This window comes from Oribacterium sp. C9, from assembly GCF_002007235.1.
Taxonomy (GTDB): Bacteria; Bacillota; Clostridia; order Lachnospirales; family Lachnospiraceae; genus Oribacterium.
This window is the reverse complement of record NZ_MUHW01000008.1, coordinates 93,821-110,574: the sequence shown is the minus strand read 5'-3', so window position 1 is coordinate 110,574 and position 16,754 is coordinate 93,821. Positions and strand designations below refer to the sequence as shown.

Below are 16,754 nucleotides of genomic sequence, written 5' to 3'. Positions count from 1 at the left end.
ATGTCAGTGAAAGAAATACTTGGCCGTTTCCATGAAATCGCGGCTGATCCTAAGGCCATGAAGGATAAATACCTTAGTGAGGGCAGGGAGATTGTTCTTGTAAACTACTACACACCTGAGGAAATCGTTCATTCAATGGGTGCGGTTCCTATGGGAGCGTGGGGCGCAGATGTAAAGATAAATGAGGCGAAGAAATATTTCCCTACATTTATCTGCTCTATCGTGCAGAGCGCAGTTGAGCTCGGAATGAAGGGAGAATACGCCGGCGCAAAGGCATTTATCATCCCTTCTCTCTGCGATTCTCTTAAAGTCATGGGACAGAACTGGAAAGTGGCGGTTCCGTCTATTAAGTTCATTCCAATGACTTATCCCCAGAACAGAAAACCGGAGTATGGAGCTCAGTTCACTAAAGCAGGTTACGAGAGGGTCATCAGTGAGCTTGAGGAGCTTGGGCTTCCGAGGTTTTCTGATGAGAAGCTTAAGGCTTCACTCTCAGTCTATGAAGAGCATAACAGGGTGATGAATGAAGTATCGGAGTTAATGGCTTCTCATCCCGAAATCAGCAATCAGGAGCGTTCTGATGTATTTAAGTCAGCATTCTTCATGCTTAAGGAAGAGCATACTGCTCTTGTGAAGGAGCTGATAAATGCTCTTAAGGAGCAGAAGCCGGGAACAGATAAGCTTAAGATCATGACTTCCGGAATTATCTGCGATGCTCCGGATATTCTCAAGATTCTGGATGAAAATGGACTTCAGATCGTATGTGACGATGTCTGCACAGAGACAAGACAGTACAGGGCTTCCTATAAAGAGAAGGCTACAGCTCTTGACAGCCTCGTAAGCAAATTCTGTGATATGGATCAGGATACACTGCTCTATGATGCCGATAAAACAAGAATTGATTATATCGTCGAAAAGGCTAAGAAGACCGGAGCAAAGGGAGTTCTTCTGCTGCTAACCAAGTTCTGTGATCCGGAGGAGTTCGATGCGCCTATGATTCGTAAGGCATGTGAGAAGGCTGGACTCAGTGTGAACATCATCGAGATCGACAGACAGATGGTGAACTATGAGCAGGCAAGAACATCTATCGAGACTTTCAGGGATCTTTTGAATGGTTAATAGAGATGATTGAGTTACTAAATAAAACTGTGGGACAATGCTTAAAGGAGACTGCTCAGAAGTTCCCACAGAGACTTTGCTTTGAACATAGGGAATGGAGCTGCACCTTCTCTGAGGCTGACAGAATCACAGATTTGTTCGCGGGAAGACTGCTTAAGCAGTACGGTATAAGAAAGGGAATGCATATAGGAATATGGTCTGTTAATACTCCGAGCTTTGCCTTTACCTACCTTGCTTTACAGAAGATCGGTGCTGTATGCGTGGTTTTCAACACCTACTATAAGGTGGAGGAAATGGTGAATACACTTCAGGCTTCTGACACTGAAATCCTGTTTTACGGAGCAGGATGCAAGGATACGGTATTTGATGATCTGGTACCTGAAATAAAGAAGAGGGCTTCAAAGGTCAGACATTTTTATCGCATCGATCCTCAGGAGGCCGGGGTATGGATGTCGGAAGACAGTTTCCGGGATGATGAAAAGACTAAGGAAGTGATGGAAGAGATATACAGAACGGAAGCAATGGTAGAACCGGAGGATCCCTCAGTCATCATTTTCACATCGGGAACGACCTCAGAAGCCAAGGGAGCCGTTCTTACCCATTACAATGTGGTAAATGATGTTTATCATGTAAAACACTATATGCACTGGACTGAGGAGGACAAAATGTGCTGTCCCGCCTCATGGTTCCATTGTTTCGGCCTGATCACAGGGCTTACGGGATGTGTGGTGAATGGATTCGCCATACATATCCTTCCGAATTTCAAGACCAAAAGAGTTTGGGAAGCGATACTGGATTATCACTGTACCATCATGGTGGGTGTTCCAAGTATGTATCTCGCTCTTATCAGAAAGCCGGAGTATGAGGGACGCAAAGGGAAGACATTGAAATCCGGTATCGTGGGAGGTTCTCCTCTCCCTCCGGAGGACTATCTCGAAATCTGCGAGAGGTTTCCGAATATGCAGCTTCAGACTTCTTTCGGAATGACGGAAGCAAGCGCCAGCGTTTCTTTCACGTCTTTTGATGAGCCTGTGGAAAAAAAGGCTGTGACTACAGGGCATGTGATGGAGGGTATAGAATGCCGGATCATGGATATAGAAAAGGGAGTCGAGCAGCCAACAGGACATGAAGGTGAAATTCAGCTTCGTGGTTTCAATATCATGAAAGGTTATTACAGAAATCCTGAGAAAACCAGAGAAGCCTTTACTGAAGACGGCTGGTTCAGGACCGGAGATCTGGGATACCTTAATGAAGACCGGGAGCTGTGTATCTCAGGCAGACTTAAAGAGATGATCATTCGTGCCGGAGAAAATATCTCCCCGAAGGAAATCGAAGATGTCGTATACCGTTCAGGTATGGTGGAGAGTGCAAAGGTCATTGCGATTCCCAGCAAATTCAGACAGGAAGAGGTTGCGCTCTGCTTTACTGAAAAGAAGGCTTTTGAAGCTGATATTCAGAACCTCTATGATTTTATGAGTAAACGGCTTGCTGATTATAAACTTCCTAAATATATTGTCCGCATGTGTGAATTTCCGATGAATGCAAGCGGAAAAATAGATTCTAAAAAGCTTCGGGAAAAGGTTCTGGAGCTTAGTGAAAAGAAGGATGAAAGCTGCTGCGAGTTTGGAAACTAACAGACTAAAGAAATACGGATATAATCAGTGTTTCTTTAGAAACGTTTTGTTTTCCTGTAGTCTGTCGGTGTCATGCCGGTCTCCTTTCTGAACTGTTTTACGAAGTAGTTGCTGTCAGGGATGCCTACGGATTCGCTTATTTCCTGAATACTTTTGCCTGTGCCCGAAAGAAGGGTGCAGGCTTTTTTTATTCTTACGGAGCGTAAGTAGTTCATGGGTGTCATGCCTGTCTCGGACTTAAACCCTGACATAAAACAGCTCTTGGACATGGCAAACTTCCGGGTGATGTCATCCAGGCTTATCTCATTCCGGAAATTGTTGTTCAGGTAAAAAATCGCATTGGAAATGACGGGGCTGTAGGATTTTTCTTTGTGCTCCTGTATGGCATGACAGAAGTTTACGACCATCCGCTCTTTGCTTGCGAGTATCTTGTCCAGATGTTTTTCCCGGTGCACTTCTCTGGTGTTCTGACCGGAAAGCCTGTCGATGATGTAGGCGGGGAGGCCTGCCTTCATGGCGGTGATACGAAGAGTGGTTCTTGTTATGGCGCAGCCGATACGCTCGTTCTCAATGGTGGAGCCCAACTCCTTCATGTAGCGGACATCGCTCTGCATCTTTTCAAGGTATCTGAGGGCAGAGCGGGCGTCACCGTTCTGTACGCTCTCGATAAACTCCTTTTCATTGGCATAGCGTAACTCCAGAAGGTCGATCAGATGTTTTCTGTCCCGTACAGATGTCTCGTAAGTTTTATCTATGGCGAAGGTTTCGGGACTTCTCATAACATAGCTTTCCGGCGATTGTCCGCAGGTACTGAGAAAACTCCTGACTATGTGCTCTGCCTGCTCGGTGCTGATGGTAGGGAAATGCTCACGATATCGTAAGTAATCCTCTATACTTAATTTATCGAGTCCGTTCATCTGTATGATGTGAGCGGCGTGCTGCCTTGTGTGGATGAGAGAGGTGAAGGGGCCGAATACCATAAAATCATCGCCCATCTTGAAAACAAGTATGGAGATCTTGAAAGGGTCGCTGAGAAGGTAGAGGGTGTGGCCGTCGATACTTGCTCTCATGGTCATGATGGCATCGGTGGAAAGAATCAGCTGGATATCACTCAGCATGTTATTACGGCTGAATGTTTCAGCATCGGTTTTGTCATGTATCCGGCAGAATCCCACCTGATATAGTTTCTGTATAAGGTTAATGCAGTCCTCATGCGGCTTTGAGCTTTGGTCCATTTTTCCTCCATGGGTCATATAAAAGCAGTACTGTTACAAAGGCTGACAACTAATTTATCCGGGAAACACTGATTATCAGCGTTTTGACACTTTGTATAATTCAGTATTCCGCATATCGTTCGTCGGATGGAATCGAGCACATATGTAAATAACAAATTTTTGTCAATCAAAGTAATATATTACTATATATAGGAATATATTTCTATCTGCATTTTACTCCTGATGTTATCATTGTGCCAACAAATTTAAAAAAGCTTATGGCGCAGGCGGCTGTGAAGGGTTACGCCGCTTATGGCCCGGGAGGTAATATGGAAGCTGCAATACGGAAAGAGGCCCAAAGGGATTTAAGAACAGGAGATACGAAGTCGATGCTGCAGGACAAATACAAAAAGTACATGAAAGAAGATGGAATTCATTTTGTGCCGGTCTGGAGAATAGTAGGATTTTCCGGTGCCAACATGGCTGTCAATCTTTACATGGGACTGACCATGATCATGTCTTTCTATTTAAACGGCTATGTAGGAATGGCGGTTATTTTGGCATCAAGTTTTTCAACCATCACAAGACTCTGGGATGGTGTGACAGACCCCATCGTCGGTTATTTCGTTGACAGGTTCAAGGAAACTGAAAAGCTCGGTAAAACGAGACTTTGTCTCATCATGGGAGGACTGCTTCTTTTCATTAACAGTTTTCTCATGTTCAATGTAACTGACAGACTGCCGGAAGGAGCATTGAGACCGGCCTTCTTCATTCTATTCACAGCGATCTACTACATCGGATATACATTCCTGAACATTTCAAATCATGTCGGTAATGTCTGTCTCACCAATGATCCTGCTCAGAGACCTATCCTCTCCATCGTGGGAACGGTTCTCGTTCGTATCATGAGAGCAATGATGCAGATGGTGATAGCCGGACTTGCTGTAAAGTACGGGTCTATGAAGAGCGCTGAGCTTTTTCATGAGTACTGGCTGTACGTTTCGGTTATCGCCACCATCGGTATCGTCATCGCCTATGTTTCCATCATTCCGAAGGACGTGCCCTTCTTCTCCGAGACAAGTCAGAAGGAGAAGAAAAATATCAGGTTCTCAGATTATCTGGGTGTGCTCAAAAACAACAGACCTCTTCAGATGCTTATCGTTGCAAGAGCCACAGATCAGTTCTCAAACACATGTAAGACAAGTGCCATCACGCTGGTACTTTACGGAATCGTAGTCGGTAACTATGAGCTTTCAGGCGGATGGACTCTTTATACGACCATAGTGGGACTCGTGATGATGACCCTCGGAATCGGCGCCATCGGGTCCAGACTCGGACTCAAGAAGGCCATGCAGGTAGGTTCATGGGGAGTTATCGTATTCGATACTATCGCTGTACTTATCTGGACACTTATGGATCCGAAGACACTGAGCCTTCCGGGATTTGTAAACGGATATGGAGAGGCATTTAACGGCTTCACAGCCTTTACAGTTGCCCTTTTCCTGGTGACTGTTATCGGAGGCGGATTCCAGATGATCACCAGCTCCATCATTCCTCCGATGATCGCCGATGTAAACGACTACGAGGCATCAAGAACCGGAAAGTACATACCGGGAATGGTGGGAACTGTTTTCTCCTTTATGGATAAGCTAATCTCATCCTTTGGTCCCACATTTGTGGGAATCGGATTTGCACTCATCGGATTCAAGGAGGCATTTCCGGACCTTAACACAGCTTACAGCCACAGCCTTTTGATAATTGCCATCGTTTTCTATTATGGACTGGAGCTTCTGGGCGCTGTGTTCAATGTCATCGCCATGAAGTTCTATGAGCTCTCTCCGGAAAAGATGAAGGCGGTAGAAGCAAAGATTTACGAAATGAGGAAAGATAATGCATAAAATCTCCTTTAATGAAGGTTGGATATTCAGAAAGATCCCTGATGGAAACATCAGGGATTTAGGCGCATATGTATGCGGTGATGAGAATAGCGGAAACTTATGTGAAGCAGATGCCGAATCAGTCGATCTTCCGCATACATGGTACTGCGATGATGAGCCTTACAGAGGACTTGTTCTTTACACAAAAACTATAAGGATTAAGTCAGGCTGGAGACACGTTTTCATCGACATTCCGGGGGCGGATCAGCATGCGGTGGTCTATGCCGGAGACAGAAGACTATGTGAGCATAAGGGCGCTTATGCTGCATTTCGCTGTGAGATACCTGAGGATATGCTTCATGAAGATATGGAGATAGATATCAGTATATTCCTCAGCAACGTTCTCAATGAGGGTATCTCTCCACTGACAGGTGACTTCACTATCTTCGGTGGTCTCTACAGAGGCGTGAACCTTCTTGTTACTGAGAGTGACAGCTATTTTGATCCGACTTACTATGGAACCTGCGGAGTGATACTGAGGACAGCTGTTGATGGCGCTGATGGTGTAGTGTCAGCGGAAATACATGCCCGCGTGGAGATGGATACTGAGCTAAGGGCAGAGATCTTCGGGCCGGACGGAGAGATAGTGGCGGAAGAGAACTGCGAAATAAGGGGATTCCAAAAAGTAAGATCCTGTCATTTGTTCCTCCGTGTTTCCGATGTGAAGCTCTGGAACGGAAAGAAAGCTCCGGATCTTTACAGAGTGAAGCTAAGCCTAATGCGCGGAGGTAAAACCGATGACGAGGTGGAGCTGGAGACGGGATTCAGAGACATTGGCATGACGGCTGATGAGGGGCTGTTCCTGAACGGGGAGCACCTGAAAATAAGGGGTGTTTCGAAACATCAGGATTTCAAGGGCTGTTTCCATGCTGTTAGCCGTGAGCATATCGAAAAGGATTTTTTCCTCATTGATGAGATCGGTGCCAATTCCGTGAGACTGTCCCATTATCAGCATCCGCAGTACACCTATGAGTTTTGCGATAGGAAGGGATATCTGGTCTGGGCGGAGATCCCCATGCTGAAGATGACGGAAAGTGCCACCCTCAGGGAGAACGCAGAGGAGCAGCTCAGGGAGCTGATACTTCAGAACATTCACCACCCGTCTGTTTACTGCTGGGGAATTCAGAATGAAATAGGCATGTTCCGGGATACTGCCTTCATGCATGAGGAGCTCAGGCGTATGCAGCAGATTGCCCATGAGCTTGATCCTTCGAGGCTTGTGACCGCCGCAAATCTTTATACTGTGAAGTTCCGGAGCGAGCTGAATGCCACTACGGATATGGTGGGTTACAATGTCTATTTTGGCTGGTACTACGGTGAAATGCGGGATTATGATGAATACCTCGACAGGTTCCATCACGAGCGGCCGGAGATGCCTTTAGGTGTGAGCGAGTACGGAGTGGACGCAAACATCGGACTTCATTCGGAGGAACCCATGGTTCGAGATTACTCTGAGGAGTATCAGGCGCTCTTTCATGAGACTGTCTATCCGATTTTTGAGAGAAAGGACTATCTCTGGGGAAGCTATGTCTGGAATATGTTTGATTTTTCCAGCGGGCTCAGAAAAGAGGGCGGTCAGGAGAATATCAATGCAAAGGGCCTCGTGACCTACGACAGAAATACTAGGAAGGATGCCTTCTACTACTATAAGGCGAAGTGGTCCGAGGATAAGTTTCTTCATATCTGTTCAAAGAGATTTATGAACAGAGCGAAGGATGAAATCGATGTAAAGGTATATACCAACTGTGATGCGGCGGAGCTTTTCCTGGACGGAAGAAGTTTCGGGCAGAGGAAGACTGACGGAAACGGCGTGGTTCTTTTTGAAAGGGTTCCGCTGCATGACGGGGAAAATGTCATGAAGGTAGTGGGAGAGAGACTGGCACCGGCTGAAGACTATTTCGACGCATCAAAGGGTGATGAGAGAGTAACAGAAGTACAGAATCGCAAAGATGTATATGAAGTGAAGAATGCTGCACCGGTATCGGATGAATTAACTGACAGCTGCGTTTTTGTACGTGTTGATTCAGAGGACGAAAGTTACCGGCTTCCGGGAAATGAGGCCGGTCAGGCTGTAAAGAACTGGTTCCTATCAGAAGATGATATAGTGAAGGAAGGATATTTTTCCATAAAAGATACTGCCAACGACCTTTTGGAAAACAGGGAGTCAAAAGCAGTTCTGGAAAGATATTTACCCGGGCTTGTTCGTTTCATGACAGAGAAGGATGTGATTCCCCTTGGACTTTCCATGCAGAGCATACTGAACAGAAATACGCCGGAGGGACTTGATGTTCAGGAACTCAACAGGGAACTTAATAAGGTGAAGAATGAATGGTAAGAGATGCGGTATTGTCAGGTATTTGTCACTTTATAGGAAAAAATTATCGCGCTTATTGTTTTTTGATATACAAAATGACGGAATGAAACGTTTCATGTTTTCGTATTAGTACATCATGCACAAAAGAGATATAATATAATGCTCTCATACCATGGTGAAAAAAATAACAATCATGTCGGGAGTTCTGGAAACCGATGTGAAGTATCAGTCCGGATAAAACGAACACGGCCGGACTAAAGGTCAGATGCAAAACATTCATACGTAGGTGTGAAATGCATCATCATGTTTTGAGGGGGAAACCAAAATGAATAAATCAATGCTTAGAACGGTGGCTGTTATGTCAGCTCTGTCCATCACAGGTTGCGGTGCTTCTTCAGTGCCTGTAGCTACTACAGCCGCTGCCGAGGCTTCAAGCGAGGCTGCAACAACTGCAGCAGCTGAGACTGTCGAGAGCACAGGTACACTTACAGACGGTACATACACTGCCAGCGCAAAGGGCATGGACGGAGACATTACCGCTGAAGTTGTAGTTAAGGACGGAAAGATCGCGGAGATCAACTACACAGAGCAGGATGAGACAGCAGGTGTAGGTGACAAGGCACTTAAGCTTATGGCAGATGCCATCATTGAGCACCAGTCACTGGGCGTTGACGCTATTTCAGGAGCTACAGTATCAAGCTCTGCAGTTCGTATGCTGGTAAGCGATGCTGTTGAGCAGGCAGGCGGCGATGTAAGTGAGTGGAAGAATCGTGAAGTAAAGTTAGAGGTCAAGGATGAGACCATCGACTGTGACGTTGTTGTAGTAGGTGCCGGAATCGCCGGTCTTGCAGCAGCACAGAAGGCTATGCGCGAAGGTGCTGATGTCGTAGTCGTTGAGAAGCTTGCCTTCGGCGGCGGAACATCTATCTTCTCATCAGGTTCATTTATCGCTGCAGATACTGCTGAGGGTGTTCCTGAGCTCGTAGAGAAGTGGGTAAAGCGTAACAAGATAACAGAGAGAAATCCTCTTGATATGGATAAGATCAACACTGCATGTGCTGTTTCACCGGACGTATTACAGCTCCTTACAGATGCAAAAGTTGACTACAAGCTCAATGAAGAAGGAACTATGGTTCCGGCAGCATCAGAGCAGGCAAAGAAGAATGCCGAAAATATTCAGCTTGCTACAGCAAAGGTAAAGGTAAAAGGCGGTCAGGCACTTGTAAACCAGCTTGAGGATAACCTTGCTGAGAATGGTGTTCCTATCTACTTCAACACAAAGGCTACAAAGCTTATAACAGATGCTGATAACAATGTAACAGGTGTTGTATGTGAGTCAAAGACAGGAACAAAGACCATCAACGCAAAGGCTGTAGTTCTTGCCTGCGGTGATTACGCATGGAATGATGAACTCACAGGAGAGCTCGCACCGGATGCACTTCACAACTTCACATCAACTGCTGTTTCAAACACAGGTGACGGTATCAATATGGCAGTTGAAGTTGGTGCAGTTAAGTCTGCTTTCGGCGAGTCAATGAGCGGATGCTTCGCACCGGATCCTTATGATATGCCTGTAGTTGGTCAGCCTAACAACAGCTATCCGTTTGAATGTCTCCTTCTTGACAACAAGGGTAACCGTCCAGTATCAGAGGCTCTTGGAGTACATGACCAGATGATCTACTTCATTAACGAAGGTGAAGCTGATTACGGCTGGGTCGTTATGGATCAGGAAATCGCAGATAAGTTCCTTAAACTTGACGAATACCTCGAGAAGACTTCAGAGGGTTCTGTGATTCAGGCTTATAAGGAGGATTCCATCGAGGCTCTTGCAAAGGATATGAATCTTGATCCTGCAACTGTTCAGGCAACAGTTGACCAGTACAACAAGATGTGTGAGGCTGGTGAGGATACAGACAACGGCAAGGATGCACAGTATCTCTCAGCTATCGATGCAGGGCCTTTCTATGCAGTTAAGGAGTATGATCTTACAAGAGGAAACTACGGTGGAATCGAGACCAACCTTGCAGGTGAGGTAACTGACAAGGATGGCAATGCTATTCCGGGTCTCTATGCTGCAGGTATCATCAGTTCCGCAGGCTTCTTCGGTGATTACTATCCTGGTCGTGAGGCGCTCGGCGTAGGAGCTTACATGGGCTTCATTTCAGGTGAGAATGCTGCAAAGTATGCTGCAAAGTAAAGCAGATGCTATTTTAAATAAGCTGACGGATGTTCTGAGGTATTTATGATGACTGTAACAGGTTGAGATCATTTCAAAGCAGGTAGGATTTATCAAGTGATGTGAAATGCCCCAAGCAGCGGTTCCTGTAGCTGCTTGGGGCATACATAAATTTATTTTACTGTGAACATACTTTGCTGTACTTCTTCGATCAGTTCCATTGGACAATCAAATAATCCGGATCTGTACATAAAGACAGTCCGGCATGAAAGCACTGGTTATGGATTTTATATCATGCTGCAGTTACCTCATGCTGCTTTGCTACGAAGTAACTCAACATAGCGGAAAGGTGGCTGTTGCCAAGCTTCTCAAAATCAGGAATAGTTGAAGATGAAGTGAATCTGCTCCATGAAGTCTCTAAAAATTCTCTGTATGTGTTATTTTTTTCCTCTATACCGTTTGCGTCTGTGATCTGAGTATCAAGCATATCTTTTGTGATTTTGAACATTTCGTTTCCCTCCATAGAAATGTGCATATTTACGGTTCAGACACATAATACCATAAGGATTATTTATGGCTGACGTATAAAATAAATCACTTGATATATGAAGGTATATACGTATAATCAGGATAATGATGTCTTAGGACTTTGGTTTTCTGAAAATATATAAACATTTATGGGTTGTATAGTGTCAGAATTGTGTCCACAGGGTTTATGGGCAGCAGAACAGTCTATATTTAAGGAGATTACAGACGATGCAGAATTACAGTATGAGAACAAGCGGCGTTTGCGCCAGACAGGTAGATTTCAGTATAGAAGATGGAAAGCTTCATGATGTGCACTTTTATGGTGGATGTGCAGGAAATACACTTGCCATCAGTAAGCTTCTTGAAGGCTATGATGCAAAGAAGGCTGTAGAGATCCTTAAGGGTAATCTCTGTGGATCCAAGGGAACATCCTGTGCTGATCAGCTTGCAAGAGGAGTGGAGCAGGCATTGGCAGAGAATATCATGTAAAAAACATCTACATCCAAAGTTTACTTTGAAGACTTAGGATGTAGATGTTTTTTTAGAATCTCAGGATATTTTACCGGATCCCTGAAAGAATCGGCAGGGATCTGTCATGAGTATTTGGTGCTGGAATAGGAATGATACTGAATTTTGACTGCGTCAGTGTTTCATATGATAATCCGGTACTTAATTGTAGTACTCCGCAGCGAGCTTTTCAAAGGCCGGAAGCGAACGCTCGATCATATCGTGAGATACACAGTAAGCCAGTCTCACATATCCCGGGCAGCCGAAGGACTTCGCCGGTACAAGTATGATGTGATACTTCTTTCCCATGGCAACGAAGTCATCCTCTTCAGGAACAGGAGACTTGATGAGCATGTAGAAAGCACCGTCAGGATGAACCACTTCAAAGCCGAGTTTTGTAAGCTCATCATAAAGAAGCTTACGGTTTTTGTCATAGAACTCGAGATTTGCAGGTATATCGAGGCATCTTGCGACTACAAGCTGGAAAAGTGAAGGTGCATTGATGTATCCGAGACAACGGTTGGCAACAACAAAAGCAGAAATGATCTCATCATAGTAATCAACTTCACTTGAAACTGCAAGGTATCCGATTCTTTCTCCCGGAAGTGAAAGAGTCTTACTGAAGGAGTAAAGGAAAAAGCTGTTCCTGATTATATTAGGAATGTACGGAACGGTCTGATCACCGTACACAAGCTCTCTGTATGGTTCATCTGCAAGAACATAGATTGGATGACCTATCTCTTTTTCAGCTTCAACGAGTATATCATTCAGCTTCCTCAGAGTTTCTTCAGTGTAGATTACACCTGAAGGATTGTTCGGATTGTTGATGATGATGCACTTGGTCCTTTCGTTTATAAGAGGACGAAGTGCACTGAGATTCAGCTGGAAGGTCTCTGTATCTGCAGGAACCACCACCAGCTTTCCGCCGTAATTTGCAACATAGCTTCTATATTCTCCGAAGAAAGGAGCAAATGTTATGACCTCGTCATCGAGCGCCAGAAGGCTTCTGAAAACGCAGTTCATGGCGCCTGCGGCACCACAGGTCATGATGATGTTATCCGGTGTATATGAGCATCCGTTCTTTCTGTTCAGACTGTCTGCAACAGCCTTTCGAACCTCATCGTAACCGGCGTTCTTCATGTATCCGTGGACAATGTTTCCATCAGTGTTATCAAGTATATCTTCTATGGCATCGCGAACTTCGTGAGGAACCGGAGAGGCGGGATTTCCGAGACTGAAGTCATAAACATTTTCAGCGCCGACTTCTGCGGCCATCTGCAAACCTTCTTCAAAAAGCTTTCTGATGGTAGAGCTTCCTGCAACTAACATTTCCATATTTTTTGATATAACCATGATGATAGGACCTCACTTTCGAGCATAATGTCATGTAGATGCAGAACACTCATATCGACTGTTTTGAGTAAGTCCTATTGGGTGTTCACTCGGTTCAAAATATTGGAATCACAATAAGATATATGATTTCATTTTTCGAGCTTTGCATCATTTCAAATTATAACACCGGGTAATATGAAACTAAAGAGATATGACCGTGAAACGGGAGACACCATCAGACATTTTAATTATGGCAGTTATTACTGGATTAATGATCAATGCAGATTGTTTCTATAAAAATATTTGTAAAAGAATTAACTTTCATTCAGTTTTTGCCGAAAAAATAATGACAAAGAAACTGTTTGCCGTCATGTGATATGAAAAGAACGGAAAGACCCGAGAAGTGAAAATATTAAAATTATTGACAGCTTTCTTGCACATTTCTTTTTTTATTTTTGATAAAATAAGGCTATGGAAAAATACAGATTTAGTGATGTTGAACAGAAGTTAATAGAAGAAAGCAGTATCCCGATGGCGGTCTATCAGTTTATTGACAGACGTGTGGTTACTGTTGCCTTATCCAGGGGAATGAGAAATATATTCGGGCTTGGTTCAAAGGAAGAGGCTTATTTCCTTATGGATAACGATATGTATAGGGATGCTCATCCGGATGATGTTGCCAGAATCGCTGAGGCTGCATATCGTTTTGCTACGGAAGATGAGCCATATGATGTGATTTACAGAAGCAGGGTCGATGGTGAATACAGAATATTCAGAGCCAGGGGTGAACATGAATATAAGAAAAACGGGACAAGAATTGCTGTCATAAGATATATGGATGAGGGTCCGTATTCGGAAAATGGAACAGATTTTCGCAGCAAAATAAATGAAACTCTGGTGGAATATGTTCGTGAGCAGTCGCAGAAATATGAAATGAAGTATGACTATCTGACCGGGCTCCCAAGCATGACCTATTTTCTGGAGTTGGCATCCCATGGCAAGGATATGATGCTGGAGAACGGAAAACAGCCTGTTATGCTGTATCTTGACCTCACGGGCATGAAGATGTTCAACCAGAAATACGGATTTACAAACGGTGATAAGATGCTCCGAGAAGTTGCTGATGTGATCAAGGATCATTTCAGTACTGAAAACTGCGGTAGACTCGGAGGAGACCACTTCGCTATTTATACATCGACAGATGATCTGGAAGGTAGACTGGAGAGCGTACTTAAGGATCTGGAAACAGTTAATGGAGGAATAAACCTTCCTGCGAGGATAGGTATATATGTCACAGATGAAAATATAGCTGAGCCAAGCATAGCCTGTGACAGAGCTAAGATGGCCTGTGACAGCATAAGGAATAATTACATGTCGGGATTCAGCTATTTTACCTGTGATATGCTGGAAAATGAAGAGAAACGACAGTATATCGTTGATAATCTTGACAGGGCCATAAATGAAGGCTGGATCAAGGTGTTTTATCAGCCTATAGTAAGAGCCGCAAACGGGCGGGTAAGTGACGAGGAAGGATTGGCGCGATGGGCAGACCCTGAAAAAGGATTACTGCTGCCCAAAGATTTTATTCCGTTTCTTGAGGATGCAAGGCTTATTTATAAACTGGACCTCCACGTTTTATCCAAGGTAATAGATAAACTGAAAAGTCAGGCTGAAGCCGGTTTTTTTGTGGTACCTCAGTCTGTGAATCTTTCAAGGGCTGATTTCTATTCCTGTGACATGGTCGAAGAGGTACGAAAGCTGGTTGACGGTGCAGGGCTTTCTAGGGATAAGATCACCATTGAGCTTACCGAAAGCATGGTTGCAAGTGATATTGACTATGTAAAGGAACAGATCGAAAGATTTCAGAGTCTTGGATTCAGGGTCTGGATGGATGATTACGGAAGCGGATATTCATCTCCGGATGTGCTTCAGAAGATACATTTTGATACTATCAAATTTGATATGCAGTATATGAAGCATTTCTATAACGGAAAAGAGAGCAGGATCATTCTGTCAGAACTTGTGAAGATGGCTGTTTCCCTTGGTATAGATACTGTGGTTGAAGGTGTTGAAACTGATGATCAGGAAGAGTTCCTGAATGAGGTGGGATGTACTAAGCTTCAGGGATTCCGTTTCTGTACACCTATATCGTTTCAGCAGATTTTCGAAAGGTACAGGAACGGTACACAGATAGGATTTGAGAATCCGGAAGAGACACCGTACTATACGATTCTTGGAAAAGTAAATCTTTATGATTTTGGAACATCTTTTGGAAATGATGATGATGATGATGATGATGTTTCGAAAAAATATTTCAATACCATGCCCATAAACATCGTTGAGAGAGATGGAAATTACATCTGGATGGTACGTTCAAACCAGTCTTTTAGGAATTTTTTTAAACAGAGTTTTATGGACTTTAATTCCGGAAAAAGGGTTCTGTATGGTTCAGCCGGAAGTCGTCATAATGAAGTGTTTTTAAATGCTCTTACGAGATGTGATGCAGATGGAAAGCATGTATTTCTGGATGAATCCATGGATGATGGACGTACGATACATCTCTTCATACGAAGGATCGCCACAAATCCGGTAAAAGGAGTTGCGGCATATGTAGTTGCGGTTCTCGGGATCTCTGAAGTAAGCGATGAGCTGGGGCTTACCTTTGCAAGCGTTATTAAGGAACTTGCTGCAGATTATATTTATTTTTACTATGTTGATCTGGATACTGAAAAATATGTCGAGTATGGACCGGGAAATGCAGGGATCAATCTGCTGATAGAAAGTAAAGGAAATAACTTTTTTGCCGAATCAAAGAAAAATGCCTACATAGTTCTCCATCCTCAGGATGTGGAGATGTTTGTAAAGATCTTCACGAAGGATAATATAATGAAAGCTATAGCAGACAACGGAAGTTTTAACTATAGCTACAGGCTTATGATAAATGATACGCCTACTTATGTAAGCATGAAGGTGGTTCGTGCAAACACTAAGGGCAACGGTATCCTTATCGGCGTAAGCAATATTGATGCCCAGAGGAAGCAGCAGGCTGAACAGGAGCGGACACAGCAGGAAAGAAGAAGTTACGCAAGGGTCAAAGCGCTGTCGGGAGATATAGTGGTCATATATACTGTCAATATCAAAACCGATGAGTATGAGCAGTTTTCTTCCAAAAACGGTGTTGCGGGATCACTTATAGAAAGAAAGGGAACGGATTTCTTTTGTAAATTCAGAAATGCGGGGCTTATCAATATTTATGAAGGAGATATGGATATGTTCCTGAAAAACTTTACCAAGGAAAATGTTCTTGAATATGTTCGAAAGAATGGTATCTTCTCTATAAATGTTCGTGGACATGTTAATGATGATCTTATCTATGTGACTATCAAAGCTGCACTCATCAGTGAAGACGGGCTGGATCAGCTTGTAGTAGGTATAGTGAATGTTGATGAACAGGTAAAGAGAGATCTGGAATATGCTTCTGTGCTTACTGCAGCACGTAATGAAGTAAATAAAGATGCTCTTACCGGTGTAAAGAGTAAGCATGCCTATATCGATGTCGAAGATGAGATGAACAGGCATATTGAGGATAATACTGTAAATGATTTTGCGGTTGCAGTATTTGATATCAACGGGCTTAAATATATCAATGATACCTATGGACATAAAAAGGGTGATGAGTATATAAAGAAAGGCTGCAAGGAAATCTGCGATATATTCAGCCATTGTCCTGTTTTCAGAGTCGGAGGAGATGAGTTTGCGGTCATCGCTCAGGGAAAGAGCTATGATGATATGGAACAGCTGATGAAGCAGATGGAACAGAAGAACGAGGAAAACCTGCGTACCGGTGATGTTATAGTTGCTGCAGGTTTTGCAAGATTTGATGGTGACAAGAATGTGGCAGCAGTATTTGACCGTGCGGATTCACGTATGTATGAAAACAAAAAATATCTGAAGAGCCGTAGTGCCATATGATGATGTCATAAGTATCTGAAT

The 16,754-nt window shown here is 43.9% G+C and carries 10 protein-coding genes; 7 read left to right on the top strand and 3 right to left on the bottom strand.

Annotation, left to right across the window (positions count from 1 at the left end; genetic code table 11):
* Both BXO88_RS06845 and BXO88_RS06840 read left to right on the top strand, forming a co-directional pair.
* Positions 1–1,119: a 2-hydroxyacyl-CoA dehydratase subunit D gene (locus BXO88_RS06845; protein ID WP_078037007.1), complete on the top strand. Its 1,119-nt coding sequence runs from the start codon at positions 1–3 to the stop codon at positions 1,117–1,119.
* A 5-nt stretch (positions 1,120–1,124) separates the two neighbouring features.
* Positions 1,125–2,753, top strand: a complete 1,629-nt coding sequence (locus BXO88_RS06840; RefSeq protein ID WP_078037006.1) for a class I adenylate-forming enzyme family protein — start codon at positions 1,125–1,127, stop codon at positions 2,751–2,753.
* 35 nt (positions 2,754–2,788) lie between these two features.
* On the opposite strand, the gene BXO88_RS06835 is transcribed toward BXO88_RS06840, so the two are convergent.
* Positions 2,789–3,988 carry a helix-turn-helix transcriptional regulator gene (locus BXO88_RS06835; protein WP_168171640.1) on the bottom strand — a complete coding sequence of 400 codons (1,200 nt, stop codon included), beginning with the start codon at positions 3,986–3,988 and terminating at the stop codon, positions 2,789–2,791.
* A gap of 308 nt (positions 3,989–4,296) precedes the next feature.
* Between BXO88_RS06835 and BXO88_RS06830 the strand changes: the two genes are divergently transcribed.
* From BXO88_RS06830 to BXO88_RS06820, 3 genes are all read left to right on the top strand, one after another.
* Complete coding sequence (locus BXO88_RS06830) at positions 4,297–5,865, top strand: MFS transporter (protein ID WP_168171639.1); 1,569 nt, start codon at positions 4,297–4,299, stop codon at positions 5,863–5,865.
* Positions 5,858–8,239, top strand: a complete 2,382-nt coding sequence (locus tag BXO88_RS06825; protein ID WP_078037003.1) for a glycoside hydrolase family 2 protein — start codon at positions 5,858–5,860, stop codon at positions 8,237–8,239. Before BXO88_RS06830 ends, BXO88_RS06825 begins: the two co-directional genes overlap by 8 nt.
* Before the next feature lie 304 nt (positions 8,240–8,543).
* Complete coding sequence (locus BXO88_RS06820) at positions 8,544–10,415, top strand: FAD-dependent oxidoreductase (RefSeq protein WP_078037002.1); 1,872 nt, start codon at positions 8,544–8,546, stop codon at positions 10,413–10,415.
* 271 nt (positions 10,416–10,686) lie between these two features.
* Here BXO88_RS06820 and BXO88_RS06815 read toward each other — a convergent pair whose 3' ends face one another.
* Positions 10,687–10,902 carry a hypothetical protein gene (locus tag BXO88_RS06815; protein ID WP_078037001.1) on the bottom strand — a complete coding sequence of 72 codons (216 nt, stop codon included), beginning with the start codon at positions 10,900–10,902 and terminating at the stop codon, positions 10,687–10,689.
* 248 nt (positions 10,903–11,150) lie between these two features.
* Here BXO88_RS06815 and BXO88_RS06810 point away from each other — a divergent pair, with 248 nt between their 5' ends.
* Positions 11,151–11,411 carry a TIGR03905 family TSCPD domain-containing protein gene (locus BXO88_RS06810; protein ID WP_078037000.1) on the top strand — a complete coding sequence of 87 codons (261 nt, stop codon included), beginning with the start codon at positions 11,151–11,153 and terminating at the stop codon, positions 11,409–11,411.
* A 180-nt stretch (positions 11,412–11,591) separates the two neighbouring features.
* Here the strand turns inward: BXO88_RS06810 and BXO88_RS06805 are convergent, their stop codons facing one another.
* Positions 11,592–12,782 (bottom strand): pyridoxal phosphate-dependent aminotransferase, encoded by a 1,191-nt coding sequence (locus tag BXO88_RS06805; RefSeq protein ID WP_078036999.1) that lies wholly within the window; start codon positions 12,780–12,782, stop codon positions 11,592–11,594.
* 450 nt (positions 12,783–13,232) lie between these two features.
* Here BXO88_RS06805 and BXO88_RS06800 point away from each other — a divergent pair, with 450 nt between their 5' ends.
* The gene (locus tag BXO88_RS06800) at positions 13,233–16,733 is read left to right on the top strand and encodes a GGDEF domain-containing protein (RefSeq protein WP_078036998.1); all 3,501 of its coding nucleotides are present in this window, start codon (positions 13,233–13,235) and stop codon (positions 16,731–16,733) included.
* Positions 16,734–16,754: the final 21 nt, after the last annotated feature.

What these genes read in the sequence shown, in the direction of transcription:
- BXO88_RS06845 (WP_078037007.1), top strand. Translation starts at nt 1, where the DNA reads ATGTCAGTGAAAGAAATACTTGGCCGTTTCCATGAAATCGCGGCTGAT.
- BXO88_RS06840 (WP_078037006.1), top strand. Translation starts at nt 1,125, where the DNA reads ATGATTGAGTTACTAAATAAAACTGTGGGACAATGCTTAAAGGAGACT.
- BXO88_RS06825 (WP_078037003.1), top strand. Translation starts at nt 5,858, where the DNA reads ATGCATAAAATCTCCTTTAATGAAGGTTGGATATTCAGAAAGATCCCT.
- BXO88_RS06810 (WP_078037000.1), top strand. Translation starts at nt 11,151, where the DNA reads ATGCAGAATTACAGTATGAGAACAAGCGGCGTTTGCGCCAGACAGGTA.
- BXO88_RS06805 (WP_078036999.1), bottom strand. Translation starts at nt 12,782, where the DNA reads ATGGTTATATCAAAAAATATGGAAATGTTAGTTGCAGGAAGCTCTACC.
- BXO88_RS06835 (WP_168171640.1), bottom strand. Translation starts at nt 3,988, where the DNA reads ATGGACCAAAGCTCAAAGCCGCATGAGGACTGCATTAACCTTATACAG.
- BXO88_RS06815 (WP_078037001.1), bottom strand. Translation starts at nt 10,902, where the DNA reads ATGTTCAAAATCACAAAAGATATGCTTGATACTCAGATCACAGACGCA.
- BXO88_RS06820 (WP_078037002.1), top strand. Translation starts at nt 8,544, where the DNA reads ATGAATAAATCAATGCTTAGAACGGTGGCTGTTATGTCAGCTCTGTCC.
- BXO88_RS06830 (WP_168171639.1), top strand. Translation starts at nt 4,297, where the DNA reads ATGGAAGCTGCAATACGGAAAGAGGCCCAAAGGGATTTAAGAACAGGA.
- BXO88_RS06800 (WP_078036998.1), top strand. Translation starts at nt 13,233, where the DNA reads ATGGAAAAATACAGATTTAGTGATGTTGAACAGAAGTTAATAGAAGAA.